This is a genomic window from Mitsuaria sp. 7 (assembly GCF_001653795.1).
Taxonomy (GTDB): domain Bacteria; phylum Pseudomonadota; class Gammaproteobacteria; order Burkholderiales; family Burkholderiaceae_C; genus Roseateles.
In genome coordinates this window covers 1403269-1429228 of the sequence record NZ_CP011514.1, presented here as the reverse complement: position 1 = coordinate 1429228, position 25960 = coordinate 1403269, and the positions used below count along the sequence as shown (strand labels likewise).

At 68.2% G+C, this 25960-nt stretch carries 27 protein-coding genes; 18 read left to right on the top strand and 9 right to left on the bottom strand.

Annotation, left to right across the window (positions count from 1 at the left end; translation table 11 throughout):
• Window positions 1–5: 5 nt before the first annotated feature.
• Entirely contained in the window at window positions 6–266 is a 261-nt protein-coding gene (locus ABE85_RS06350; protein ID WP_231993243.1) for a hypothetical protein, read from the top strand.
• The gene (locus ABE85_RS06345) at window positions 244–1026 is read left to right on the top strand and encodes a zeta toxin family protein (protein ID WP_231993242.1); all 783 of its coding nucleotides are present in this window, start codon (window positions 244–246) and stop codon (window positions 1024–1026) included. The genes ABE85_RS06350 and ABE85_RS06345 overlap by 23 nt, the downstream gene beginning before the upstream one ends.
• 49 nt (window positions 1027–1075) lie before the next feature.
• Here ABE85_RS06345 and ABE85_RS06340 read toward each other — a convergent pair whose 3' ends face one another.
• The gene (locus ABE85_RS06340) at window positions 1076–1642 is read right to left on the bottom strand and encodes a thermonuclease family protein (RefSeq protein ID WP_067271402.1); all 567 of its coding nucleotides are present in this window, start codon (window positions 1640–1642) and stop codon (window positions 1076–1078) included.
• Window positions 1643–1700: 58 nt separating this feature from the next.
• Between ABE85_RS06340 and ABE85_RS26805 the strand changes: the two genes are divergently transcribed.
• The 5 genes from ABE85_RS26805 to ABE85_RS06315 all read left to right on the top strand — a co-directional run bounded on the left by ABE85_RS26805 (window position 1701) and on the right by ABE85_RS06315 (window position 7150).
• Complete coding sequence (locus tag ABE85_RS26805) at window positions 1701–2306, top strand: response regulator (protein WP_082938372.1); 606 nt, start codon at window positions 1701–1703, stop codon at window positions 2304–2306.
• Window positions 2307–2336: 30 nt separating this feature from the next.
• A complete protein-coding gene (locus tag ABE85_RS06330) occupies window positions 2337–3086 on the top strand; it encodes a sugar nucleotide-binding protein (protein WP_067271397.1) in 750 nt (249 codons plus the stop codon).
• Between the two features lie 187 nt (window positions 3087–3273).
• Window positions 3274–4527 (top strand): DUF4397 domain-containing protein, encoded by a 1254-nt coding sequence (locus tag ABE85_RS06325; protein ID WP_157521984.1) that lies wholly within the window; start codon window positions 3274–3276, stop codon window positions 4525–4527.
• Window positions 4528–4530: 3 nt separating this feature from the next.
• A complete protein-coding gene (locus tag ABE85_RS06320; RefSeq protein WP_067271390.1) occupies window positions 4531–6444 on the top strand; it encodes a HAMP domain-containing sensor histidine kinase in 1914 nt (637 codons plus the stop codon).
• Window positions 6445–6454: 10 nt separating this feature from the next.
• On the top strand, window positions 6455–7150 hold the full coding sequence (locus ABE85_RS06315) for a response regulator transcription factor (protein ID WP_082938371.1): 696 nt from the start codon (window positions 6455–6457) through the stop codon (window positions 7148–7150).
• Window positions 7151–7193: 43 nt separating this feature from the next.
• Here ABE85_RS06315 and ABE85_RS06310 read toward each other — a convergent pair whose 3' ends face one another.
• Entirely contained in the window at window positions 7194–8084 is an 891-nt protein-coding gene (locus ABE85_RS06310) for a LysR family transcriptional regulator (RefSeq protein WP_067271387.1), read from the bottom strand.
• Between the two features lie 117 nt (window positions 8085–8201).
• Between ABE85_RS06310 and ABE85_RS06305 the strand changes: the two genes are divergently transcribed.
• From ABE85_RS06305 to ABE85_RS06295, 3 genes are read left to right on the top strand one after another with little or no spacing between them, the layout of a single operon-like run.
• Entirely contained in the window at window positions 8202–8957 is a 756-nt protein-coding gene (locus ABE85_RS06305; RefSeq protein WP_067271384.1) for an SDR family oxidoreductase, read from the top strand.
• A 23-nt stretch (window positions 8958–8980) separates the two neighbouring features.
• The gene (locus ABE85_RS06300; protein ID WP_067271380.1) at window positions 8981–9478 is read left to right on the top strand and encodes a cupin domain-containing protein; all 498 of its coding nucleotides are present in this window, start codon (window positions 8981–8983) and stop codon (window positions 9476–9478) included.
• A complete protein-coding gene (locus ABE85_RS06295; protein ID WP_409072575.1) occupies window positions 9456–10247 on the top strand; it encodes a carboxymuconolactone decarboxylase family protein in 792 nt (263 codons plus the stop codon). Before ABE85_RS06300 ends, ABE85_RS06295 begins: the two co-directional genes overlap by 23 nt.
• A 38-nt stretch (window positions 10248–10285) precedes the next feature.
• Here the strand turns inward: ABE85_RS06295 and ABE85_RS06290 are convergent, their stop codons facing one another.
• Together ABE85_RS06290 and ABE85_RS06285 are read right to left on the bottom strand one after the other, a co-directional pair.
• Window positions 10286–11095 (bottom strand): MipA/OmpV family protein, encoded by an 810-nt coding sequence (locus ABE85_RS06290; protein ID WP_067271373.1) that lies wholly within the window; start codon window positions 11093–11095, stop codon window positions 10286–10288.
• 26 nt (window positions 11096–11121) lie between these two features.
• Window positions 11122–11427, bottom strand: coding sequence for a hypothetical protein (locus ABE85_RS06285; protein ID WP_067271370.1), 306 nt, complete (start codon window positions 11425–11427; stop codon window positions 11122–11124).
• A gap of 154 nt (window positions 11428–11581) precedes the next feature.
• Between ABE85_RS06285 and ABE85_RS06280 the strand changes: the two genes are divergently transcribed.
• The 4 genes from ABE85_RS06280 (at window position 11582) to ABE85_RS06265 (ending at window position 15860) form a co-directional block, all read left to right on the top strand.
• Window positions 11582–12250, top strand: coding sequence for a response regulator (locus ABE85_RS06280; RefSeq protein WP_067271367.1), 669 nt, complete (start codon window positions 11582–11584; stop codon window positions 12248–12250).
• Window positions 12247–13728 (top strand): HAMP domain-containing sensor histidine kinase, encoded by a 1482-nt coding sequence (locus ABE85_RS06275; protein ID WP_067271364.1) that lies wholly within the window; start codon window positions 12247–12249, stop codon window positions 13726–13728. Before ABE85_RS06280 ends, ABE85_RS06275 begins: the two co-directional genes overlap by 4 nt.
• A 128-nt stretch (window positions 13729–13856) precedes the next feature.
• Window positions 13857–15206, top strand: coding sequence for a glutathione-disulfide reductase (gene gorA / locus ABE85_RS06270; protein WP_067271355.1), 1350 nt, complete (start codon window positions 13857–13859; stop codon window positions 15204–15206).
• 102 nt (window positions 15207–15308) lie between these two features.
• Window positions 15309–15860: a tetratricopeptide repeat protein gene (locus ABE85_RS06265; RefSeq protein ID WP_067271352.1), complete on the top strand. Its 552-nt coding sequence runs from the start codon at window positions 15309–15311 to the stop codon at window positions 15858–15860.
• A 74-nt stretch (window positions 15861–15934) separates the two neighbouring features.
• On the opposite strand, the gene ABE85_RS06260 is transcribed toward ABE85_RS06265, so the two are convergent.
• Complete coding sequence (locus ABE85_RS06260) at window positions 15935–16297, bottom strand: hypothetical protein (RefSeq protein ID WP_067271349.1); 363 nt, start codon at window positions 16295–16297, stop codon at window positions 15935–15937.
• Window positions 16294–17241 carry an AraC family transcriptional regulator gene (locus tag ABE85_RS06255; protein WP_067271346.1) on the bottom strand — a complete coding sequence of 316 codons (948 nt, stop codon included), beginning with the start codon at window positions 17239–17241 and terminating at the stop codon, window positions 16294–16296. The genes ABE85_RS06260 and ABE85_RS06255 overlap by 4 nt, the downstream gene beginning before the upstream one ends.
• 102 nt (window positions 17242–17343) lie before the next feature.
• Here ABE85_RS06255 and ABE85_RS06250 point away from each other — a divergent pair, with 102 nt between their 5' ends.
• On the top strand, window positions 17344–18087 hold the full coding sequence (locus ABE85_RS06250; protein ID WP_067271342.1) for an SDR family oxidoreductase: 744 nt from the start codon (window positions 17344–17346) through the stop codon (window positions 18085–18087).
• 63 nt (window positions 18088–18150) lie between these two features.
• Here ABE85_RS06250 and ABE85_RS06245 read toward each other — a convergent pair whose 3' ends face one another.
• Window positions 18151–20700, bottom strand: a complete 2550-nt coding sequence (locus tag ABE85_RS06245) for a PKD domain-containing protein (RefSeq protein WP_082938369.1) — start codon at window positions 20698–20700, stop codon at window positions 18151–18153.
• Between the two features lie 144 nt (window positions 20701–20844).
• Window positions 20845–21768, bottom strand: coding sequence for a polyphosphate kinase 2 (gene ppk2 / locus ABE85_RS06240; RefSeq protein ID WP_157521980.1), 924 nt, complete (start codon window positions 21766–21768; stop codon window positions 20845–20847).
• A gap of 206 nt (window positions 21769–21974) precedes the next feature.
• On the opposite strand from ppk2, the gene ABE85_RS06235 reads away from it, so the two are divergent.
• Genes ABE85_RS06235 through ABE85_RS06225 form a run of 3 tightly spaced genes read left to right on the top strand, consistent with a single transcriptional unit; the run spans window position 21975 to window position 25291 of the window.
• Complete coding sequence (locus ABE85_RS06235; protein WP_067271329.1) at window positions 21975–22445, top strand: (2Fe-2S)-binding protein; 471 nt, start codon at window positions 21975–21977, stop codon at window positions 22443–22445.
• Window positions 22446–22448: 3 nt separating this feature from the next.
• On the top strand, window positions 22449–24647 hold the full coding sequence (locus ABE85_RS06230) for a molybdopterin cofactor-binding domain-containing protein (protein ID WP_067271326.1): 2199 nt from the start codon (window positions 22449–22451) through the stop codon (window positions 24645–24647).
• Window positions 24644–25291, top strand: coding sequence for an Isoquinoline 1-oxidoreductase subunit (locus tag ABE85_RS06225; protein ID WP_197507221.1), 648 nt, complete (start codon window positions 24644–24646; stop codon window positions 25289–25291). Before ABE85_RS06230 ends, ABE85_RS06225 begins: the two co-directional genes overlap by 4 nt.
• Here the strand turns inward: ABE85_RS06225 and ABE85_RS06220 are convergent.
• Window positions 25231–25941, bottom strand: coding sequence for a response regulator transcription factor (locus tag ABE85_RS06220; RefSeq protein ID WP_067271323.1), 711 nt, complete (start codon window positions 25939–25941; stop codon window positions 25231–25233). The genes ABE85_RS06225 and ABE85_RS06220 overlap by 61 nt on opposite strands.
• Window positions 25942–25960: the final 19 nt, after the last annotated feature.

The window sequence follows — 25960 nt, the reverse complement described above, 5'->3', positions numbered from 1 at the left end:
CCGCCATGGCCCGCCGCCCTGAAGACCTGACCGAATCCGCGATGCGCGCCGCCGAGCGCCGCTTCCCGGAGCTCGCCGCCAAGGCGGGCCGGGCGGCGTACAAGCAGGCGATGGCGGAGACCGGCGCCGTGGTGGTGGCGACGAGCAAGGGCCAACTGGTGGAGCGCAAGTCGGACGGGTCCGTCACGGTCATCAAGGCCCTGCCGCCGGACAAGCGCGTCAAGGTCGGCGTCGTGCTCAAGCGTGTCAAGCAAGAAGCTGCCTGACGGCCCCCAGGCGTCGCAGCCACGCCTTCGCGTGCTGGCCGGGCCCAACGGCTCCGGCAAGAGCACGATCAAGCGCGAACTCAGACCTCAATGGATCGGCGTGTTCATCAACGCCGACGAGATCGAGCGCACGCTGCGCGAGTCCGAGGGACGCCTCGACCTCGCCTCGCTCGGGATCACGGCGGCGCCTGAGCGCGTCCTGGACAGCCTGGAGACCCACATCCGCGAGTCCGCCTTCGCCCGCAAGCTGGGACTGCATGCGGTGCTGGGGAAGATGCGCGTCGATGGCGCGCTGATGCTCCAGGTGCCGGGGCCCTTCAATTCCTACCTGGCGTCGGTCCTGGCCGATGCCATCCGGCGGGAGCTGCTCGACGAAGGCAAGACCTTCACGTTCGAGACGGTCATGTCATCGGGCGACAAGGTCGATTTCATGCGGGAAGCGCGGGAGCGCGGCTACCGCGTGTACCTCTACTTCGTGGCGACGAAGGACCCGGCGATCAACGTGGACCGCGTGAAGATCCGCGTGAAGCAAGGCGGCCATCCGGTGCCGGAAGACAAGATCCGCGAGCGGTATGTCCGGTCCATCGACCTGCTGACCGAGGCCGCCGGCACGGCCAACCGGGCCTACGTCTTCGACAACTCCGGGGACAAGCACAAGCTGCTGGTGCAGGTCATCGACGGGGAGTCGATGGAGATCGAGGCCGGGGCGATGCCAAGGTGGTTCACTGAGACGGAGCTGTGGCGGTCGTTCAATTCGTGATCCCGGACTTGTGAACTATCACTAGGGCCACGGCGCAAGACCTGGCACCTCAACGGGCAGCCGGATCTTCCGCAGCGGCTCTGGCGCCGGTCACCTTGCTGCGGCGGAACTCCCAGGGAGGAGTCGGCGCCGCTTCGCTCCACAGCCCGCGTCTCGCGCGTCTGGCATCGACCTCCTCGGCCGAGTACAGGATGCGCTGCTCGGCAGCCTGCTCCCGCTCGTACGCCTTGTAGTGCCAGGCCAGGCCTGCTCTCAGTTGAGCTTGGCCGACATCGACCGACCGCACGTGGACGACCCCGAGGATGCGGCCGTAGCGGTCTCTCTTCTTCCAGTCCACCACCACATCCTGCCGGAGCACCAGCGCCGAGAGGTTCTGGCGCGAACGCTCCCCGAAGGCTTGGCGCTTCTCCGGTGCGTCGATGCCAACGAGCCGAACGCGATGCTGTTGGCGCTCTTTGTCGAGCACGGTCAGCGTGTCTCCGTCAGCGAGGCCGACGACTTCGCCGCGGAGCGTCGCTGCGCTGGCGGTACCGAGCAAGCTGCAAGAGAGGATGGCAATCAGGCATGCGCGGGGCGAGGAAAACGGAGAGACGGATCTGCCGGAGAGGACGGACATGAACGATGCGGAGTGACGGCGGGGACCGCTTTGTAGGTCATTTCCCGACAACCGTTTAATGGATTTGCCGGCATCCGCACAAATGATAGAAATGCAAAATTCATTTCACGTTGTCAGGTCGCGAAGAGCGAAGGCAACGTCCCCGCTTTCCTCCCTGAGCGGGGTCGACAGAAGTCGATTACGCCCGGCCGTGCAAGCGGCTCGGGCTACTTTTTTTGCTCGCGCAGCAAAGTGGGATGGCTGCCGTCAACCGACAAAAATGCGAATTCTGCTAATCGACGCTTCGTCCTCCTTCCGACGTCGGCTGCAAGACCGGCTGACCCGGGTGCCCGGTGCGGCAGTGGTGGGAGAGGCCGAGCATGAGGATCAAGCCGTCATGGCCGCCGGCCTGTGCAGGCCGGACGTCATCCTCACCGACCTGACCCTGTGCACGGGCAACGGCTTCTCGGCGGTCGAGCGACTCCGGGCCAGCGGGTTTCAAGGCACGGCGTATGCCGTGACCTGCGGGGACGAAAGCGTGTTCGGGCCGCTGTGCATCGCCGCGGGCATCGACGGCTACTACGACAAGATCCATGACCTGGACCGTCTGGTGCAGGCGCTGATCGTGATCGCGGATGCCCCGACCCCGCCGACGCGGTCGACGCTCAAGATCGCCGAACTCTGACCCTCAAACAGCCAAGGATGGGCACCGGACATGAAGTTCCTCATCACCGGACTGAACGGCACCGTGGCGCCCTGGGTCAGCCGTGAAGCGCAGACGCGAGGCTGGGACGTGGTGGGTTGGGACCGCGGCGTGGTGGACCCCGCCAATGAGTCGGCGGCCCTGGCCTTCCTGCGCGCCGAGGCGCCGGATGCCATCGTCCATCTGGCGATGGGCGCCGAATCCTGGGCAGGTCAACTGGCGGGCTTCGCGAGGCTGCACGGCGTGCACATGGTCTTCGTGAGCACCGCGATGGTCTTCGACGCATCGTCAGGCGGACCTCATCGTCCCCGCGACCCGCGGACCGCCAAGGACGACTACGGGCAGTACAAGATCCGATGCGAGGACGCGGTGCTGACGGCCTGCCCGTCGGCGACGGTGGCCCGCATCGGTTGGCAGATCGCGGCGGACGCTGTCGGCAACAACATGCTCCGCCACCTGGATGAGCAGCACGCCCGGGATGGGCGCATCCGCGCGAGTTCAGCCTGGCGACCGGCGTGCTCGTTCATGTCCGATACGGCGGCGGCGCTCTGCGATCTCGTTCAGGAAGGCACCGGCGGGCCGGTTCATCTGGACAGCAATGCGTTGGATGCGATGACGTTCGATCAACTGGTTCAGCGGCTGGGGAAGAAGTTCGAGCGGGATTGGGTGGTCGAGGTGACGCAGGACTACGTGCATGACCAAAGGCTCGTAAATGAGAGCGGTGGGTCGATGCTGCCGGCGTTGAGCGTGCATCTCGCGTAGGACGAGCCCCAGCCCCACAACCTCACACCGGCGATCCTCAAAGCGCCTGCCGATGGCATTGCGCCGCCCTCTTCCGATTTTGCAAATCGCTAACTTCTCGCCAACCACCAGCAGCGAGCATTCCGACCATCCCATTTCGTGAGGAGCGAACGTGATCGGAAGGTTTGGTTGGAAGTCGTTGCTGCTGATGTCCGCAGTGATGTTGCAGGCGTGCGGCGGAGGGGGCGACGACGGCAGTCAGGCCCGGATCCGGCTCGTCAACGCCACGGCCCAGTACGGCGCGCTGGATTTCTACAACGTGGACAAGAAGGTCCAGTCGCAGATCGAGGCGACGAAGGGGACGGACTACCTGTCCTTCGATGAAGGCACCTACGACTTCCGCGTCAAGCAGGCTGGCAACAACGCGACCGCGGCCGCCGTCTCCCTGACGCTGACGAAGAAGAAGATCTATACCCTGCTCGCGTACAACGAGGCCGGGGTGCTCAGGCTCACCAACTTCGCGGACGACAAGGCGCCGCCCAGCACCGGAACGGCGGCGCTGCGCTTCTTCAATGCCGCCGTGTCGTCCGGCAGCGTGGACATCTACATGACCGCGCAGGACGCCGCCCTCAGCGCCGTATCCCCCACTGCGTCCAATGTGTCGCCGACCAACGTCTCGACCTACGTGGAACTGGGCAAAGGCACCTACCGGCTGCGGGTCACGGGCACGGGAAGCAAGACGGACCTGCGGCTGGACATCCCCGACGTCACGGTCTCGGACCAGCAGATCGCGACCTTCGCCGTGACCGGCATCCCGTCGAGCCGGCTGCTCAACGGTCTGATGATGACGCAAGGCGGCGGCGTGACCTCGTACAAGGGCACGCATGCGCTGCTTCGCGTCGCGGCGGTGACCGGGGGCAACCCGAGGGTGACCGTGAAGACGACGGACGCCAGCCTCGACAAGGCGGTTCAGGCGCCCTCGGTCGAGTCGTCCTATGTGTTCGTGCCCGCCGCATTGACGGGATTGAGCGTGACCGTGAACGGCGCCGCCGTCGACGTGTCCGGACTGTCGCTGCAGGCCGGCACGGAGGCCACGCTGGCGGTCTACGGGACGGCCGCGTCACCGCGCGTGAAGCTGTTCGCCGACAACAACGCCCTCACCGACGTGCCGGGCCGCGCCAGGCTGCGCCTGATGCATCTCGTCGACGGTCTGCCCGGCACCATGGCGCTGAGCGCGGGTTACCAGTCGATCGCCGACAGCATCGCCTTCGGGACCGTCTCCTCGCCCGCCGACGTGACCGCCGGATCTCCCGTGCGCATCGAGGTGACCACGCCGTCTACCACGACGCCCCTGTTCAAGACCGATGAACCCGGCGCCACGCTGACGACGCAGCGGGTGTACTCGCTTATCCTGTTCGGCGACGCCTCCAACGTGACGGCCCGCTTCATCCAGGACAGATGATCCATGCAAGTTCTTCTGAAGGCCCTTCAAGGCAAGGGAGCGCGCATCGCCGCCGTCGTGCTGGCCCTGCTGGTGGCCGCCTTCGGTGTCCTCCAGTACCAGTGGATGGCGAAGGTCGGCGAGCTGGACAAGGAGAGGCAGATGCGCAGCCTCAAGACCAGCCTGACCAGCTTCGCGGAGGACTTCGATGGCGAGCTGTCGGAGCTCCAGCTGCGGTTCCAGTTGAACGCGGCCTCCGCCTTCCAGGCGGGCGCCGACGGTCTGGCCGGGCACTACGACGCCTGGCGGCGGCAGGCCAGGTTTCCGGCGTTGATCCAGGAGATCTGGGTCGTGGTGGCGTCGGACAACGGCGGGCCGGCGATCGCTGCCGCGCCCGGCAAACGGTCGTGGACCGCCAGACGCTTCGACCCGGCGACCAAGCGGTTGATGACCGAAGACCTGCCGAAGCACTTGACGCCGCTGCTGGACGAAGCGGCGGTGAGCCTCGGGATCTTTCCCACCACCACCACCGCCACCGGCCCTTCCTCGACGGTCGCGTGGCGCGAACCCACCTGGCTGGACGAGCAGTCGCTGACGCTCATCGCCCCGATGTTCAATGCGTCGACGCCCACCCGGCCTTCGGATCAGGATGAGCCGACCGCCGTCGCAGCAGGGGGGCCTCAGGGGTTCGCGTTCATCGTCCTGGATCGGTCCCGGATCCTGAACACCGTGCTTCCGGCATTGGCGATGAAGCACTTCCAGATCGGGACTTCCGGTTCGCGCGATGCGGGCGACTACGACATCGCAGTCCGCAAGAACACGCCGGCGGGAGACATTGTCTTTTCGACGTTCAGCAACGTCGAAGAAGAACAGCACGCCCCCGATGCCAGCGTGCCCCTGCTGCAGCTCGAGCCGCCGACATTCGCGTTCCAGCCCGTCATGATCGCCGGGGTGGCGGCCGCCAGTGCGACAGCACCGGCGGCGTCTTCCCAGCGGATGCCTCCGGCGATCAACATCGTGAGGGCAGGCGTCGCGACGCCCGCGCTTCCCCTGGGGTCGGAACCCCCAGCGGCTCCCTGGCGCCTGACGGCGCTGCACCGTTCGGGATCCCTGGCGTCGTTCGTGGACGCCACGTGGCGGCGCAACCTCATGATCAGCGCCGGCGTCCTGCTGCTGCTGTTGACCGCCGCGTCCGCCGCGCTCCTGGCGTGGCAACGCTCCGCCGACCTGCGGCGACAACAGCTGGAATTCGTCGCCGGCATCTCCCACGAGCTGCGGACCCCCGTGTCGGTGGTGTGCATGTCAGGGGCGAATCTGGCGGACGGGGTGGTCTCTCAGCCCAGCCAGGTACAGCAGTACGGCCAGGTCATTCTCCGGGAAGGGCGTCGGCTGGCGGAAATGACGGAACAGGTCCTGGCCTTCGCCAGGATCGACTCGAACGAATCACCGCAGCGCTTGCCGTTTCCCCTCGCCCAGGTGGTTCATGCCGCGCTCGACGCCCACGAGGCCTTGATCCGCGAATGGAAGTTCTCCTGCGTCGTCATCGGTGACGAGGCGACGAACCGCGTCATGGGCGACGCGCACGCGGTGGAACGCGCCGTCCAGAATCTCCTGTCGAACGCGCTCAAGTACTCGGACGCCGTGCGTCAGATCACCGTGTCGGTGCTGACGCGCGACGACGCATCGGGGTCCTGGGTGGGGGTGTCGGTCGAGGACCGCGGGATCGGCATTCCGGCGGCGGAACTGGATCAGATGTTCCAACCCTTCAAGCGGGGCCGGCAGGCCATCGAGCGGAACATCCCCGGCACCGGGATCGGACTGAGCCTGGTCAAACGCGTCGCGGAGAGTCACGGCGGATCCGTCGAGATCCGCAGCCGTGCCGACCAGGGCACGGTCGTGACGATGTGGCTGCCGGAATACGTCGGCGATCAGGCATAGGGAGCGGTCGGTGTATCCACGGATTCTGCTGGTGGAGGACGAGGAAGGTCTGATGATGTCCCTGACCGATCGCCTGTCGAGCGAGGGGTATGCGGTGTCGCAGGCCACCGACGGAGAACGGGGCCTGGCCATGGCGATCGAAGAGTCCTTCGACGTCGTGATCCTGGACGTCCGCCTGCCCAGGAAGGATGGCTTCGAGGTCTGCAAGGGCATCCGGTCCGCGGGACGGTCCGTACCTATCCTGATGCTGACCGCACGGGGGCAGGCCGAGGATCGGGTCCAGGGACTCAAGTCGGGCGCGGACGACTATGTGGTGAAGCCGTTCCACACGGCTGAACTCCTGGCCCGTCTGGAGGCGCTGCAGCGGCGGGGAGCTTCCGGGCGGTACGCGGCAAGGACCGAGGAGCGGGTCGTCACCTTCGGCGGCATCGCCGTGGATCTGGGTCGCGAGGAGATCATCCGCGGCGCCGAGCGGCTGACCTTGCCGCCGATGGAGTTCAAGCTGCTGCGCTACTTCATCGAGAACAAGGGGCTGGTGCTGACCCGCAGCAAGATCCTGAAGGACGTGTGGGGCTACGACTTCCTCCCCACCACGCGAACCATCGATGTCCATGTGGCGGGTATCCGGCAGAAGATCGAAGCGGATCCCCGCAACCCGAAACACCTGATCACGCTTCATCGGCGGGGGTACAAGTTCCTCCGTTAGGGAGACGCTGCATCGGGATGAAGCAAAGCGGCCAAGTCAGCGATCAACCCCTGTACCTCAACGCGTCGATGATCAACGACAACGCCCGCGACGGCTGCCGCCGGCTGGCGTAGTACATGTGCAACCCGGGGAACGTCGGAAACCAGTCCTCCAGCACGTACTGCAACCTGCCCGCCGCCACATGCGGCTCCGCCAGGTCCTCCGGCACGAACGCCAACCCACACCCGGCGAGCGCCGCATTGAGCGTCTGATACGCCCCGTTGAACGTGGCCTGCCCCTCCGCACGAACCTGCAGCTCGCGCTTGCCCTTCTTCAACTCCCACGCGTAGAGCCCGCCGCTCGCAAAACGCAGCGCGATGCAGTTGTGTCCGAGCAGGTCCTCCGGCTTGCGCGGCGCCGCCCTCGACTGCAGATAACCCGGCGTCCCGACGATCACCATCCGGCGGTCCGGGCCGATGCGGACCGCGATCATGTCCTTCGCGACCTGGTCGCCCGAGCGGATGCCCAGGTCGTAGCGCTGCGCCACGACGTCGACCAGACCGTAGTCGATCGTGACGTCCACCTTCAGGTCGGGATAGTCGATGAGCAGCGGCGCGAGCCTCGGCCACAGCGCCGTGTCCACGGCGTAGTCCGTCGACGTGATGCGGATGGTCCCCTTGGGCTTGTCGGCCAGGTCGCTGACCGCGTTGAGCTCCGCGTCCACCTCCGCCAACCGCGGTCCCACCGACTTCAACAGCCGCTCGCCCGCTTCCGTCACCGAGACGCTGCGCGTGGTCCGGGTCAGAAGACGCACGCCCAGCCCTTCCTCCAGGCTGCGCACGGTGTGGCTCAACGCCGAAGGCGACACACCCAGCTGGGCCGCCGCACGGGTGAAGCTCCGCTCTCTCGCCACGAGGAGAAACGCCTGCACATCACTGATCCTGTCGCGCGCCATCGTTGAATCCCATTCACAAGTGCATGCGGATTGTGATGTCTAGTCAGGCAAAGGTCACGTCCCTACAGTGCCTCCATCCCCTGCAAGACGCAGCCCCCACCCTTGGAGAAAGCACTCGTGAACCCCACCTACAACTTCAACGGCCAGGTCGCTCTGGTCACCGGCGCAAGCTCCGGTCTCGGGCTGGCCACTGCCCAGGCCTTCGCCCAGTCCGGCGCCGCCGTGGCGCTCGTGGACCGTGACGCCGTGCGGGTTGCCGCTGCGGCCCGGACGCTGACGGACGCGGGCCATCGCGCCATCGCCATCGTGTGCGACGTGTCCGATGAAGCGCAGGCCAAGGCCGCCGTCGAACATACCGTGTCCGAATTCGGACGCCTCGACATGGCCTACAACAACGCCGGCATCCTCGGCCCGATGTGCGAGATGTCGGAAGAGACCGTCGAAGGCTTCGACGCCACGCAAGCCGTCAACCTGCGCGGCGTCTGGGCCTTCATGAAGCACGAGCTGCTGCAGATGAAGAAGCAGGGCAGCGGCGCCATCGTCAACTGCTCGTCGCTTGGCGGGCTCGTGGGACTCTCGGGGCGCGCGGCTTATCACGCCAGCAAGCATGGCGTGATCGGGCTCACCAAGAGCGCCGCGCTGGACGTGGCCAGCCGCGGCATCCGCGTCAACGCCGTCTGCCCCGGGTGCATCGAGACGCCCATGGGCGATGAGATCGATCCCGCCGCCATGACGGCGTTCCTGAAGCTGCAACCCATCGGCCGCATGGGACGTCCGGAGGAAGTGGCGGCTGCGGTGCTGTGGCTGTGCAGCCCGGCCGCCAGCATGGTGCTGGGCGTGGCACTTCCCGTGGACGGCGGCTTCGTCGCTTGACCCGAACGTTGAGGAGCATCTCCATGCTGAATCGCCCATTCGTCTGCCTCGCCTACGCGGCACTCGCGAGCGCCGGCGCCGAAGCCGAAGCCGAAACCAAGTTGCCTGCGAAGACCGCCATACAGCAGATCACGCCCGCCGGCGCGTCCGCCTCGATCCCCGGGCCGGCGGAGTTCTTCACCGGCCGCGTACGCATCGATCCGGTCTATCCCGCCAACGAGACCATCAACGCTTCTGGCGGCCTGGTGACCTTCGAGCCGGGCGCGCGTTCCGCGTGGCACACGCATCCGCTGGGCCAATATCTGGTGGTCACGGCCGGCGTCGGACTGACGCAGGAATGGGGCCGGTCGATCCAGGTGATCCGCCCCGGCGACGTCGTCTGGTGCCCGCCTGGCGTGAAGCACTGGCACGGCGCAGCGCCTACGACGGCGATGACGCACATGGCTGTGACCGGCGCCCTCGACGGCAAGAACGTCGACTGGATGGAAAAGGTCAGCGATGAGCAGTACCTCGCCCGCTGACGACGGCACGGCGACGCGCCGCGAACTGCTGACCCTGCTGGTCGCCGCTGCCCCGGGCGTCGCACTCGGCCAGGCAAGGACTGACCCTTCAAGCGCTTCCGGACCTTCTTGCATGACGACACCCTCGACAAACGCCTTGACCGACCGGCAGCTGGCCATCGGCCCCATCGCCGCCGCCTGTGCCGTTGGCGACATGCCTCGACTGGCCGCTGCGCTCGATCAAGGATTGAATGCGGGCCTCACCGTCAGCGAGACCAAGGAAGTGCTGGTGCAGCTCTACGCCTATGCCGGCTTTCCGCGCTCGCTCAATGCATTGGGCGAGCTGATGGGGGTGCTCGACAAGCGGCGCGCCCGCGGCGTGCAGGACACCGCCGGCAAAGAGTCCGGTCCCGGGCCGACCGGCGCCGCGTTGCTCGCCGCCGGCACGGCCAACCAGACGAAGCTGGCGGGGGCGCCGGTGCGCGGGGCGCTCTTCGATTTCGCGCCGACCATCGACCAGTTCCTCAAGACGCATCTGTTCGGCGACATCTTCGTCCGTGACGCGCTCGATTGGGGGAGCCGGGAACTGGCCACCGTGGCGGCACTGTCGGCGATGGTCGGCGTCGAGTCGCAGTTGCTGGCGCACGTTCGCATCAGTCTGAATGTCGGGCTGACGGCGGATCAACTGCGCCAGCTCGCGGGCGAGCTCAAGCACCGAGGCCATGCGGAGGCTGGCGAAAGCTTGTTCTCCGCCGTGGACAAGCACCTGAAAGCGTTGAAGTCGGGTTGAGCGAGCACGGGCAGGTCGACATCTTTGCGGTCGGCCCCTCAATACGAATAACTCACAAACACCGCCCCCACCAGCGACGTCGTGCGCCGGGTGAGCGGGCTCTTCTTCGCATCCCCGAGCAGCGTCTGCGCGCCGACCATCCCGGTGACGCTCCACTCCGAAGAGAGCTTGTGCTGCCAGCTCACACCGGCCTCTGCGAGATGCGCGCCGGCCTTGGGCGTATAGGCCGCATAGCCGGACCTCGCCGACTGCGCCGCCGTCACCCCGTGGTACGTCTGCATGTACTTCCTGTCGGCCGCGTTCGCCGCCACCGACAGCACCATCGTGTTCTTCCCATCCTCCAGCAGCGTCGCCGCCGCCCCCACGCTGTAGAGCGCGCCGTTGTCCCGGTTGGAGACCGGCTGCTCCGTCGCCACCTGCAGCTGCAGCCGTTCCATCACGGCATAGCTCAGCGTCAGGTTCGCCGTCGCACTGCCCTTCACTTCCCCCATGCCGCGCAGGTACTTGCTGCCGCTGCTGAAGCCGAGGCCGGTGGTCTTCTTCTCCTCCCGCTTGCCGCGATACCCGAGCGCCGCGCTGTAGCTCAGCGGTCCCGCCGATCCCGCGTAGCCGAGGCCGCGTTGCGTGCTCGCGAAGAAGCCGCTGGGATGCGCGTACTCGAGGCCGAGCAGCGGGACCACCGCCCGCTCGTCGGAGCCCGCATAGCGCGTCGCGACGGCCACGCCGGCTTGAACGACCACCGTGGCCGACGACGCATCCGCCGCGGTGGATTGCGCCTGCGCGCCGCCGCAGATCGGCAGCATCAGGGAGACGAGAACAACAGGAGAGAGCTTCATGGTGGTGGTCATGGATGTCATTGAAAAGTGGATGGCGCTCACTCGAAGCGCTTGAAAGGACGGCATTCGCCGGAGAGCCGCATGCCCTCCGCCTTGCGCGCGGTGATCCGGAAGTTGCCCTTGCACCATTCCGCCGCCGTCCGGTCGCACGCGGCCCAGCCTTCAGGACCGGCGCAGGTGACGACGAAGTCCTTGCGCTCCTGCGCCGCGAGGAGCGGATCGAGGGCCGCCGCGCCCGCGCCCAGCGCGCAGACGATCAGGACCAGCGACGGCGCGCGCGTCGCGTTCCGCGGGGCCAGGTCTTGTCCGCGTGCCTGCGGACGGTCTTGAGATGCAGCAGTCATGTCGTCACTCCCTGAACAGCGCCCGGCAACACACCGGACCGCCAAGGGCAGTGTCGAAACACCCCATGAACCCCACCTGAGCCGCACATGAAGAAAGGATGAAGCGCCCGTCGCCACGGCACTTTCCGGCCCGCCGGACTGGTCCAATGGCGGCATGAAGATCCTGCTCATCGAAGACGACCTGGACCTGGGCAACGGCGTGCGCATCGCGCTGACCGACCACGGCATGGACATCGTCTGGGCGCGCAACATCGAAGGCGCACTCCGCCAGCTCCAGGACACGCCCTGCGACCTGGTCCTGCTCGACCTCGGTCTGCCCGACGGCGACGGCCTGCATCTGCTCGCGCGGCTGCGACGCGAGCAAGGCTCCCTCCCCGTGCTCATCCTCAGCGCGCGCGACGCGTTGAAGGACCGGCTGCAGGGCCTCGACTCCGGCGCGGACGACTACCTGGTGAAGCCCTTCGAGATCGCCGAGCTGGTCTCGCGCATCCGCGCCCTCGCCCGCCGCAGCTACGGCTTCGACGGCGACGTGCTCGCCGTGCGCGAGCTGCAGCTGCACATCCCCACGCGTCGCGTCACCGTCTCGGGACGCGCCGTCGAACTCACCGTCAGCGAGTACGACCTGCTGCGACTGCTGATGATGCGCACCGACCGCATCGTCACCCGCCGCACGCTGGAGGAGCAGGTGCTCCCCGGCGGTCAGAGCAACGCGAGCAACTCGCTCGACGTGCACATGGCCAACCTGCGCCGCAAGATCGGCGACGGGTATGTCCGCACCGTGCGCGGCGTCGGCTACGTCATCGATCTGCAGGAGGGGGCATGAGCGCGTCGGCCCTCCGATGGCCGAAGGTCGCGATGGCCGCCGTCTTCAGGCCCAGCCTCGTCCGTCGGCTGCTCGTGGCGCAGATGCTGCTGCTGACGCTGCTCTGGTCGATCGGATTCGCCTACCTGCTGTTCCAAGGGGCGCGGCCGCTGCTCCAGAGCCATCGCATCTACGAGACGATCAATGCGATCGCCGACGAGCTCGTCGACGATCCCGCCCGCCGCCACCGCGTCCTGACCCGCGCCCATGAGGCGATCGTCGATGAGTTCGACGAACTCAACGATCCGAAACCCAGCTTCATCGTCGAGCAGCGCGGGCAGGTCGCCTATCGCAGCCCGCAGGCGCCTGCGGTCGTTCCGTCCGGACCGTTGGACGAGGAGTACCCGCTTCGCATCGACGGCGTGGGCTACGTTGCCAAGACGGTGATGGCGCCCAGCGGAACACGGACGACGTTCCTCGCCCAGAACCACGGGATGAACGTCTTCATCACGATCTTCTCCAAGAGCTTCTACCTGCTGCCGCTCTTCATCAGCCTGCCCTTCCTGCTGCTGCCGGCCTGGCTGTCGATCCGCCTGGCCATGCGGCCCTGGACCGGCGTCGCCCGCGAGATGACCGCGCGCGGTCCGCAAGACCTGTCCCCGCTCGCCTATCGCGGCGGTCATCGCGAACTCGCGGTCATGGTCGACGCGATCAACGGCTGGATGCGGCGCGTCCGCGACAGCAGCGAACGCGAGCGCAGCTTCGTCGCCGACGCCGCCCACGAATTGCGCACGCCGTTGGCGGCGATGCTCGTCAACGTGGAGGCGCTGAAGGCGGACGCGCGCGACGAGCGGGAACGCCAGCTCATGGCCGGCGTGATGAGCAGCGGCCATCGCGCGACGCGCATGGTCAACCAGCTGCTGCGCCTGATGCGCAGCGAGGCGCACGGCGCCGATCCGGTCGAGCGCGTCGAGTTGGACCGCCTCCTGCAGGACCGCCTGGCGGTGCTATCGCCGCTGGCCTCGGCGCGGTCGGTGGAACTGGAGTTGAGCGCCGAGCCCGGCCTCTGCGTCGCGGCGCAGATGACGTCGCTGGAGTCGCTGGTCGACAACCTCGTCGAGAACGCCGTCAAGTACGGCCCGGTCGGCGGCACGGTGCGCGTGATGTTGAAGCGCGCCGGCGGCGAGGCCGTGCTGTACGTGACGGATCAGGGCCCCGGCATCCCGCCGGCGCTGCGCGGGCGCGTGTTCGACCGCTTCTTCCGCGATCCCGCGCAGCGCGAGCCCGGCAGCGGGCTGGGGCTGGCCATCGTCAAGGCGGTGCTGGACCAGCTCGGCGGGAGGATCGAGATGCGCGATCGCCACGACGGCACCGTTGGCACCGTTGGCACCGTTGGCACCGACGGCACGAGCAGCGGGTTGGAAGTCGCCGTCACGCTGCCGCTCGCGGATGCGTCCGGAGCGCGAGCGTCGCTTGCCCCGCTCGAACCTCAGACCTGACCCGGCGACCGCATTGTTCCGACCCGGACAATTCCCTGTTCCCCCGCCCCTCGTTGATGGCCGGAGCATGCGTCGTTACTCTCCCGTATCGATTGGAGGGCCCGGGACCACATCCGGGCCATTGACGTATGCAGCAGTTCGACTTTGATCTCTTCGTGATCGGCGCAGGTTCCGGCGGCGCACGCGCCGCCCGGGTCGCCGCAAAACATGGCGCCCGCGTGGGCATCGCCGAGGGCGCCAACTTCGGCGGCACCTGCGTCAACCGCGGTTGCGTCCCCAAGAAGCTGATGGTCTACGCCAGCCGCTTCCCCGATGCGTTCAAGGCCGGCAAGGCCTTCGGATGGCACGCGCCGGAGGCCAGCTTCGACTGGCACGCGTTGATGGACCACAAGGACACGGAGATCAATCGTCTGGAGAACGTCTACGAGCGCAATCTCCACGGGGTCGGCGTCCAGACCTTTTCCGAACACGCCACGCTGCTGGACGCCCACTCGGTGCGGCTGCGCACCAGCGGCAAGGTCGTGACGGCCGAGCGGATCCTCATCGCCACCGGCGCCGCCCCTGACCGTCCCCGCTTCCCCGGCGTCGACCTGGCGATCACGTCCGACGAGCTCTTCCATCTGAACAAGCAGCCGCGTCGCCTCCTGATCGTCGGCGGCGGCTACATCGCCGTGGAGTTCGCCGGCGTCTTCGCCGGTCTGGGCAGTCAGGTGACGCAGCTTGTGCGGGGCCCTGCGCTGCTTCGGGGCTTCGACGACGAGATCGCCGGGACGCTGCGCGAGCACCTGTCCCTGCGCGGGGTCGATCTGGTCTTCGATGACCGCATCGAACGGGTCCGGCGCGAAGGCGCGGCCTTGCAGGTCGAAACGACCGGCGGTCGCTCCTTCGAGGTGGACACGGTCCTGCTCAGCACCGGCCGTCGCCCGAACATCGAGGGACTCGGGCTTGAGACAGCCGGCGTCGAGGTCAACGACAAGGGCGCCATCGTGGTTGGCCCTGGCGGCCGCACGAGCGTCGCTTCCATCTTCGCCATCGGCGACGTCACCGATCGTCTGAACCTGACGCCGGTGGCCATTCGCGAGGGCCAGGCGTTCTCGGACCGCCACTACGGCGGCATCGAGTCACCGGAGATCGACTACGCGCTGGTCCCGACCGCCGTCTTCACGACGCCCGAGATCGGCGTCGTGGGCCTGACCGAGGCGCAGGCGCGAGAACGTCATCCCCAGCTGCGCGTGCTGAAGACGCGATTCCGCTCAATGGCGCAGGCTTTCGCCGGCTCGCAGGATCAGGTCTTCTTCAAGGTGCTCGTCGATGACGCGACGGACCGCGTGGTGGGCGTGCACCTGCTCGGCGAAGGCGTCGCGGAGATGATCCAGTTCATCGCGGTCGCCTTGAAGGCGAACGCGACCTGGCTGGACTTCCGCAGCACGGTCGCCCTGCATCCGACCATCGCGGAAGAGCTCGTCACGCTCAAGTGAGGTGGGCTCACTTCCGCTTGTCCTACACGCGATCCCACCGCTCTCCGGCAGAGGCAACACCCGACCCTGGGCACCATTCACGGCAATCCACCAGGAACAGCCATGACGACCAACCCGCCGATCTCCGCCGCCGACATCCTCCTCCGCATCGTTTCCGCACGACCCACGCAACACGTGGAGGACGTCGAACTGCACAGCTCGGCGCGCGGCCTGAGCAACGCGGCGCTGGATGCGCTGGTGGAACTCGCGGCCATCACGGAGACGACGGACGAAGCCGCCGCCGAAGCGGGCTACCGTCAGGCCATCGCCAACGATCCGTGCCACATCGAGGCGTTCTCGCAACTGACCTCGCTGCTCAGCCGGCAAGGCCGTCATGACGACGCGCTCGAGCTGATCGACCAGGCCGTGGGCTGGTGCAGCGACATCGCCTCGCTGTACTTCTTCGCCGGCGAGGTCCAGCAGAGCGCCGGTCGCGTGACGAAGGCCATCGCGGCGTACGAGCAGGCGCTCGACCTGAACCCGGCACTCGCCGAAGCGCATTACCGCCTGGGCGCGCTGTGCGAACAGCTCGGCGAGCCGCGCGCCTCCGCCGCCCACTTCCGCGTCTATCGCCGCCTCGTCGACGAGAACCAGTCGAACCGGCAACTGAGCTGATCAACGCCGACGAGACACAGGGCCCATCCGGGCCTTTCTCTGACGAGCCCATGCGCCCCCTGCCGCGTCTCCCATCACTCGATGGTGATGTAGTAGAGCCGCATGTAGGCCGGGTCTCCGGCAGAGTCGCCGCAGTAGCCCGACACGCGGACCATGCGGCCGGACGCCTTGGCGGTCAGCGCCATCGCCAGCGCGGACTTGGCGCCGCTCCACGATTCCGGCACGTAGGCGAAGCGCGCGTTGGGGCAGCCGGTCGCCTGCCATCCGCCTTCGGCCACGATGTAATAGGCCCCGCCCGCCGTCTCCGGCGTCATCTGGAAATTGATCTCCTTGATCGCCCGCGGACCGCTCGCAGCGTCGTAGCCCGCGGCCTGTGCGCTGACGGCCGCCAGCGAGGCGACCAGTCCGATCAGGGCATTCCGGTGTGTGCGTTTCATGATTCCACTCCCTCTGTCGTTGTTGGAACGCGCGCATTCTCGCGGTTCGGCGCTCCACGCGCATATCGACTCGGCGCCATTCCCACCTGCCGGCTGAACGCCGTGCTGAACGTGCTCGTCGAACCGTAGCCGACGCGCTCCGCAGCCCCCGACACCGTCAGCTTTCCCGCCCGTAGCAGTTCTTTGGCGATCTCCATGCGCCAGGCCAGCAGATACGCCATCGGCGCCACGCCGACCGTGCGCGTGAAACGCTCGTAGAACGCGGAACGCGACAACGCCGCCAGTTTCGCCAGTTGAGCCACCGTCCAGGGGCGCTCGACCTTCGCGTGCATCTGCTCCAATGCTTTCGCCAGCCGATCGTCCCCGAGCCCGCGCAGCATCCCTGCCGGCGCGTCGGCCGTGGCGCTCGCGCGCATCGCCTCGATGAGCATCGCTTCGACCAGGCGCGTCATCATGAAGTCGCCGCCCGGCCGGGGCGTCATCGCCTCCTCGCTGACCAATTGCACGAGCAGCGCCAGCCGCGATGAGCCTCGCACGTGCACCACGCGCGGCAGCAGCGCCACCAGCAGACCGGGGTCGGCGCAGTCGAACTCGAACGCGCCGCCGAGCGAGCGCATGTCCGCCGCGCCTCGGCGCTCGCCGTAGCGCAGTTCACCGCGCGTCTTCGCGGCCTCCCGCGGATCCATCGGCATCGCCGGCACCGCGTCGACGCTCGACAGCGTGAAGGCCGGCGTCGTCGGCAGCAGGACGAAGTCCCCGGCCTGGAGCGCCACCGGTTCATGGCCGTCGACCGCCAACCGGCTGTGCCCCTCCAGCACGATGCAGAAGCTCGGTTGGCCGTACTCGCTGTAGCGCACCGCCCAGCCGCCCTTGCCGCTGATCACGTTGGCCATGACCGCGCGCGGACGCAGCAGGCGCACGACATCGGAAAGCGGATCGCTCATGTCCGGACGTTGGCCAAAGAAAAGTGGACGATACACCGTCGCCCGTCCGGCGCCCGATCCCTATCGTTGCTCCCTGTGTCCACCCACCCACGGAGATTCCCGATGAAGACTGTCCTGATCACCGGCTGCTCGTCCGGCTACGGCCTCGCCACCGCCCGCCACTTCCACGCCCAGGGGTGGAAGGTCATCGCCACGATGCGCACACCGCGCGAACTCGACATCGCCCCATCCTCGCGCTTCCGGGTCGTCGCGCTGGACGTGACGCGGCCGGAGAGCATCGGCCGCGCACTCGACGACATCGGCCCCCTCGACGTGCTCGTGAATAACGCCGGCATCGGCCTGTTCGGCGCCTTCGAGGCCACGCCGATGGCCACCGTGCGCGAGGTCTTCGAGACCAACACCTTCGGGACGATGGCGATGTGCCAGGCCGTCATTCCGCGTCTGCGCGCGCAGCGCTCGGGCACCATCGTCAACGTGACGTCCAGCGCGACGCTGGCGCCCTTTCCGCTCGTGGCCGCGTACACGGCCAGCAAGACGGCGATCGAGGGCTTCAGCGCGTCGCTCGCCCTCGAACTGCACGACTTCGACGTGCGCGTGCGGCTCGTCGAACCCGGCTACGGTCCGGGCACGAACTTCTCCGCCAACGCCGACGACCGCATCCAGGGTCTGATCACCGAACCGTACGCGGCGTACGCGCAGGGCGTCTTCGCGGAGTTCATGGGCGCCACGCTCACGACCACGCCTGAAGACGTGGCAGAGGCCGTCTGGCTCGCCGCCAACGACACGACGAACCGACTGCATCGCGCGGCGGGGCCGGACGCGGTGGCACTTGCAGACCGGGGTTGACTCGGGTCGACGCCGACCCGGACGACGGGGGAACACGCCGGCTCAGCCGGAATGCGCATCGACTCAACGCAGACCGTCCAGCGTCCACCACGAGTGCGGTTGACCGGCCCACACCATCAGCCGGCCATCGGGCATGAACGCCGCGCGGCTGAACGAGAACGACAGCTCCACCGGACCGTGCCCGTCCACCAGCGCGAGGGCCAGCGGCCCGTCCTGGGCGAGGTCGACGAACGAGCCATCGGCTTCGAGGCGGCGTAACACCCGTTGCTTCGCGCTCCAGTCGATCAGGTAGACCTGCCCGCTCGACGACACCAGCGGCTGGGCGCTGGTCGAAAGCCTGCGCGCCAGCGGCAGTTGAGGGGTCGTCCCATAGAGCTCACCGGCGATCGTCGTCAGCGAGTTGTCGTGCTCCAGTCGTCTCAGAAGTCCCTGGTACGCCACCAGCAGTTGCCCCGACGGCGTGACCGCCATGCCGGTCGTCACCTCTTCCGGCAGCGTCAGCAAGGTGGTCGTCTCCCCATCCGGCCTGACGCGCACCAGCCGCCGACGCTTGTCGATCACATACACCGTGCCGTCGGCCGCGGCCGTCATGTCGGAGATCTGCTCGAAACGCGCCCCCACGCCAGGGCCGTCGGCCGTGCCGCCGGTGGACGAACCCGACAGGGTGCGAATGGCGCCGTCGGACGCCGCCATGCGCCGTATCGCACGATAACTGTCCGTGAAATACAGGTTGCCTGCTGCATCGGTGGCCACATGGACGGCGGCAACCACCTGCGCGTTCCCCGGAAGGCCGTCCAGCATCGCCGGCCCACTGCCGGCCGCCAGCTTCTGCGAGCTCTTCGTTGCCGCGTCGTAGCGATGGATCTCGCCGAAGTACGTGAACAGCACCTTGCCGTTCTGGTCGATCGCGATCGATTGCCAGGGTTCCACGTACGCCGGCACTGTCGGCGCCAGGGCCGGGACGGCTTCGCCGATGTCGGAAGGGCGGCCGAGCTGCGTGCCATGGCTGCCGTTATCCAGTCGGACCCACTCGATGATGTGCCGCTGCTGATTGCTGACCCAGGCCGTCGTCGCGTTCACGGCCATCACGTGCTCACCGCCGAGCGGGAAAGCCACGGTGCGCACCGAGCCGTCCGCCTCGATCACGCGCAGCGACGAGTCCCACAGCATCAGCACGCGCCCGTCCGCCATGGCCGCCAGGCTGCGACCCTGCTGGCTGCAGGCGTTGAACTGGTTCGGCGTCTTCGACGTGTCGGCGTCCGGGATCAAGGTGCCGACCCTGCCGTCGGGGTCGATCGTGCGCACGCCGTAGCAGCTGTCGAGCAGCACCAACTTCCCGTCGGGCCGCATGGTCATCGCGGACATGCGGCCGAAGCGCGCCTGCGCCCCCGGGCCGTCCACGCGCGCCACCGTGTGCTCGAGGCTGCCGGCGAGCACGCTCACCTTGCCGTCCTTCAGCTTCATCACCCGCGAGCTGTCCATGAAGTAGAGCGTGCCGTCCGGCGCCGCCGCCAGACCGTCGACGATCCAGTTGCGCTTCAACTCGGCCTCGTCGTTGTCGACCAGCACCGCCTTGTCGAAGGTCTTCACCACGCCGCCCGACGACACGCTGCGCAGAGCGCCCCCATCCGAGAAATACAGCGTTCCCGCGGCGTCGATCGTGAGTCCATGGGCAAGATTGCCCAGTCGCGCCTCACCGCCCGTGCCGTCGAGGAATCCGGGCACGCCACTCGCGCCGGCGAAGTCCGAGACCTCGCCGTTGGGCGCCACTTTCCGGATGACCGTGTTCGCGAAGTCCAGCACGTACACCGACCCATCCTTGTCGCGCGCCATCCCGTCAGGCGAACCCAGCAGGCTCATCGCCCCGTCGTTCGAGGCCCCCGATCCGCCCAGATTGGTCTGGATCATCGTCGGCCGGATATCGCCGTTGACCGTGACCACGCGCTTGGCGGTCACGACACGGCCCTGCGCATCGGTCACCGCCAGCGTGACGTCGTGGTCGCCCGCGGCCTCGAAGACATGCGCCGGCGCGGAGGCGTCGGAGGTCGCGCCGTCGCTGAAGGTCCAGCGGTATCGCAGTCCGGCGGGCGTCTGCGCTGCGCGGATGTGGTCGCTGAACGGCGTCACGACGCGTGCCGCGAAGCGCACTCGCGCACTGCGCAGCAGCGGCTGGTCCGGATTGCCGGTCTGATCGATGGCCACCTCCAACAGCGACGGCAGCACCTTGACGGTCGCCGTGGCCGCCACCCGGTCACCGGCCGCGCCGACGAGGGTGACCGTGACGGTGAGGTCGCCCGACTTCAGAAAGGTGTGCGAAGCCTCCTGACTGGTGGTGTTGATCAGCTTCACGCCGTCGCCGAAGTCCCACTCGACCGAGACGACCGTGCCGGTGCCGGACGCCTTGAACAGCACCATCGGGCCTCTTTCGGTCGGGACCTGCCCGGCCACCGGGACGGCCTCGAGTTTCCATCCGCCCAATGCCTGAGGCGGTGGCTGCCCGGTCGACGTACCGGGGTTGGCCGCCGGGGCGTCGCCGCCACCACCGCCGCAGGCGGTCATCAGGACAAGCACAAGCAAGCCGGCGGTCTGGCGCCAGCGCAGGAACGGTCGCATCACGGAAAAATCCTCCCTCGACCGCCGCGCCGAACGGATGTGCTTGTTGTCGCGCCTGGGAGGCGCGGGCGGCGGTCCGATGTCGGGATTGTTAAGCGCCGATGCGTGTCGACCGGAGCGGGTAACCCCGTGAACGCGGGGGGCTCAGTACTTCGCCGGCACGAACATGGCCTCCGGCACCGGATGGCGCTGGTAGTCCTCGTGGCGCTCGCGATCCGGCAGGCGGATCTCGGGACGTTCGACCTCGTGGTAAGGGAAGTGGTCCAGCAGATGCTGGATGCAGTTCAGCCGCGCGCGCTTCTTGTCGTCGGCCGCGACCACCCACCACGGCGCCTCCGGGATGTGCGTGCGGTCCAGCATCACTTCCTTGGCCCGCGTGTAGTCCTCCCAGCGCCGGCGCGACTCCAGGTCCATCGGCGACAGCTTCCACTGCTTGAGCGGATCATGGATGCGGCCGAGGAAGCGCAGATGCTGCTCCTCGTCGCTGATGGAGAACCAGTACTTGATCAGCGTGATGCCGGAGCGCACCAGCATGCGCTCGAACTCGGGCACCGAGCGGAAGAACTCCTCGACGTCGTCCTCGCCGCAGAAGCCCATGACCCGTTCGACGCCGGCGCGGTTGTACCAGCTGCGGTCGAAGAGCACGATCTCGCCCGCCGCCGGCAGATGCGGCACGTATCGCTGGAAGTACCACTGCGTGCGCTCGCGGTCGTTGGGCGCGGGCAGCGCCACCACGCGGCAGACGCGCGGGTTGAGCCGCTGCGTGATGCGCTTGATCGCGCCGCCCTTGCCTGCGGCGTCGCGGCCCTCGAAGAGGATCACCACCTTCTGCCGCGTGTGCTGCACCCAGTCCTGCAGCTTCACCAGCTCGCGCTGCAGGCGGAACAGGTGCTTGAAATACGCGATGCGCTCGTTGTGCGCGCTGTCGGAACCGCTCTCGTCCAGCGCGCGCAGCGCCTCGTCGACGTGACGGTCCTCGATCTCCAGCTCCAGCTCCTCGTCGTAGCCGTCCTGCAGGTCGCGGCGGATGCGTTCGACGAGGTCGTCGCGGTCGGATGCTGAGCTCATGGCGGCAGAAGACGGAATTGCGGAAGCCTCGATCATCCGCCTCGCCGGTGACGGCGTCGTGACGACGCCTTGACCGCATCCTTTCGCGTCCTCCCAAAGGATGAGCCCGGCCTCCCCGCCTGGAAGGAGGCGCCACGCATCCCCCGTGCTGACGACACCGGCCGGGCGTCGCCGGACAGTGGGTCTTCCACAGGAGGACCCCGCCCATGGCCTATCAGCTCAAGATCAACGGCAAGACACAGTCCGTCGACGTCGACGGCGACACCCCGCTGCTCTGGGTGCTGCGCGACGTCGTCGGCCTGACCGGCACCAAGTTCGGATGCGGCATGGCGATGTGCGGCGCGTGCACCGTGCACCTGGACGGCAATCCGGTCCGGTCCTGCTCCTTCCCCGTCGAGGGCGTCGGCAGGCAGGCCGTCACCACCATCGAGGCCATCGGCCAGACACCCGTCGGCAAGCGCATCCAGACCGTCTGGGTCGACAAGGACGTGCCGCAGTGCGGCTACTGCCAGTCCGGCCAGATCATGTCGGCCTGCGCGCTGCTCAAGCAGAACCCGCGCCCCACCGAGGCCGACGTCGACGCCGCGATGTCGGGCAACCTGTGCCGCTGCGGCACCTACCCGCGCATCAAGTCCGCCATCCTGTCGGCGGCTGCCGGCGCGCCGGTCAAGGGGTAAGCCATGGAACGCCGTGACTTCCTCAAGATCGGTGCCGGCACGGGCGGCGCCTTCGTGGCCTCGTTCTGCCTGCCTCTGCCCACGAATGCCGCCGGTGCCGCGACCGGCGCCAAAGGCGCGAAGGCCGCCACCGCGGCGACCTCGGCGACCGCCGCCTCCGCGGGCGCCGCCTTCGAACCCAACGTCTACATCCGCATCGCGCCCTCGGGTCAGGTCACCTATGTGATCCCCTTCGTCGAGATGGGCCAGGGCTCGTTCACCGCGATCCCGATGATGCTGGCCGAGGAGATGGACGTTCCGCTCTCGACCATCACCGTCGAGCAGGCCCCGGCCGACGAGAAGCGCTACGCCAATCCGGTCTTCGGCATGCAGATCACGGGCGGCTCGGCGTCGATGATCGCCGCGTGGAAGGCCGTGCGCACCGCCGGCGCGACCTGCCGCGCGATGCTCGTCAACGCCGCCGCCGACACCTGGCAATGCACGGCGCAGGAGTGCGTCACGCGGGACGGCAAGGTCGTGCAGGCGGCCACCGGGAAGCAGTTGTCGTACGGCGCGCTCGTGACCAAGGCCGCCGCGCTGCCGGTGCCCAAGGACGTGTCGCCCAAGGACCCGAAGGCCTACAAGCTCGTCGGCACGCCGGCCAAACGGCTGGACACGAAGAGCAAGACCAACGGCAGCGCGCAGTTCGGCATCGACACGCGGCTGCCCGGCATGAAGGTCGCCGCGATCACCCATTGCCCCGTCGTCGGCGGCAAGGTGCGCCGCGTCGATGACAGCAAGGCGCTCGCCGTGCGCGGCGTGCGTCGGGTGCTGGTCGCGGACGACATCGTCGGCGTCGTCGCGGACCACTACGGCGCCGCGCGCAAGGGCCTCGCCGCGCTGGTCATCGACTGGGACGACGGGCCCAATGCGGACTTCTCGACGACGGCCTGGAAGGCCTCGGTGCGCGACGCGCTCAAGCGCAAGGGCATCGTGTCCAAGCAGGATGGCGACTTCGCCGCAGCCAAGGCCGCGCCGGGCGCCCGGCTCGTCGAGGTCGAGTACGACGCGCCCACCATGGTCCACGCGCCGCTGGAGCCGATGAACTGCACCCTGCACTTCCACGACGGCGCCTGCGACGTGTGGCTGGGCACGCAGGCGCCGGTGAAGACGCAGCAGGCGATCGCCGCCGTCACCAACGTACCGGTCGAGAAGATCCAGGTCCACAACTTCCTGATCGGCGGCGGCTTCGGGCGCCGGCTCGACGCCGAGTACGTCGGCCAGGCCGCGAAGCTCGCCAGGCAGGTCGACTTCCCGCTCAAGGTCATCTACAGCCGCGAGGAGGACATCCGCCATGGCAGCTTCCGCCCGCTCTACTGCGACGAGATGGCCGCGACGCTGGACGGCGCCGGGAAGATCACGGCGTTCTCGCACCGCCTGTCGGGCTCGTCCATCGTGGCCCGCTACGCGCCCCAATGGCTGCAGCCCGGCGTCGCTGATCCGGATGCCGTCGAGGCGGCCGAGACCCCCTATTCGATCCCCGCGAAGATCGTCGAGTACGTCCCGGTAGAGCCGCCGCCCGGCTACATGACCGCGTTCTGGCGCGGCGTCGGGCCCAACCACAACGCCTGGGCCGTCGAGGGCTTCATGGACGAGCTCGCCGTCACGGCCAAGGCCGATCCCGTGGCCTTCCGGCTCGCGCACCTGGGCGACAACCCGCGGCTCAAGGCGGTGCTGGAAACGGCCGCGGCGAAGTCCGGCTGGGGCACCCCGCTGCCGGCGCGCACGGGGCGCGGCGTGGCCGTGCTCAACGCGTGGGGCAGCCACATCGCGATGGTGATGGAGCTGGGCGTCACGCCCGACGGCGCGGTGATGCTGCGCCGCCTGACCACGGCGCTGGACTGCGGCATCGCGGTCAATCCGGACAGCGTCGTCGCGCAGATGGAAGGCGGCCACATCTTCGGCCTCACGGCGGTGATGCTGGGCAAGCTCACCATCGCCAAGGGCCGCGTGGAGCAGAGCAACTTCCACGACTTCCCGCTGATGCGCATCGACCAGACGCCGCGCATCGACGTGCACCTGGTCCGCTCCGGCGCGGAGCCGGGCGGCGTCGGCGAGATCGGCACCGCGATCATCGCGCCGGCCTACATCAACGCGCTGTACGCCGCCACCGGCCGGCGTTTCCGCAGCTATCCCGTCGCCGCCGAGGAGCTGAAGGCATGAACCACCCGAACGCCCCCATGACGCCGTCCGCCCTTGCGGTGCTGACGGTGCTGACGGTCCTCGCGGCCTTCACGGCCCCCGCTTCGGCGCAGGACGCACGCCCGACCTCCGTCACGCCGCTGCGCACCGTGCAGAGCTTCGACGCGATCGCCGATCCGCAGGAGCGCTCGCGCGCGCTCTTCGTCGAGGCGGGCCGCGTCATCCAGAGCCCGCGCTGCGTGAACTGCCATCCCAGCGGCGACCGCCCCTTGCAGGGTCAGGGCGTGCAGACGCGGCTGCACATCCCCAACGTCACGCGCGGCGCCGACGGCAAGGGCGTGCCCGCCCTGCGCTGCTCAAGCTGCCACCAGGTGAAGAACAACGACGCCTCCGGAGTGCCGGGTCATGCCCTGTGGCACGTCGCGCCGCGCGAGATGGCGTGGCAGAACCTGTCGCTCGGCGAGATCTGCGAGCAGATCAAGGATCCCGCGCGCAACGGCAGGCGCACGCTGGCGCAGATCCACGAGCACATGGCGCACGACACGCTGGTCGGCTGGGCGTGGATGCCGGGCGCGCATCGGGAGCCCGCGCCGGGCACGCAGGCTCAGTTCGGGGAACTCGTCGACGCCTGGATCAGGACCGGCGCCTTCTGCCCGGCGAAGTGAGGTGGCCGCGCGGTCAGTCCGCTGCGCGCGGCGATCGCGACGGCCTCGGTGCGCGCGCCCGCGCCGACCTTGCTGAGGATGGCCCGCACATGCGTCTTGACGGTGGCGTCGGTGATGCCCAGGTGCTGCGAGATGTCCTTGTTCGACGCACCGGTGGACATCGCCAGCAGCACCTCCATCTCGCGCTTGGTGAGCCGGTCCTGGGTCAGGCTGCGTGCGAGCTTGGGCGCCAGTTCGACGGACACGAACTGCACGCCGAGCATCACCGCGTCCACCGCCTCGACCAGCTGCTCGGGACGACAGCGCTGCAGCAGGTAGCCCTGCACGCCCGCCTCCATCGCGGCGCGGACATCCCATTCGCGGTCCATCGCCGTCAGGACCAGGATGCGGGGACATCGGCCCGCCGGATGTCCCCCATGGCGTCGCGCCGCCTGCCGCGCGGTCAGCGCCAAAGCCAGTGCGCTGGTGTAGTCGGCGATGAGGAGGTCGCATCGCTCGGGCGACTCCCCCGACACGATCCGCACCGCGTGCGACAGGCTGCAGATCGAGGCCGCGAAGTCGGGCCGCTGGCTCAGCACCGCCGCGCATCCCGCGCAGGTCAGGGCTTCCTCGTGGACGATCTGGATGAAGGTCGGTCCAAGATGAGACATGGTCGCGCACCTCGTTGTG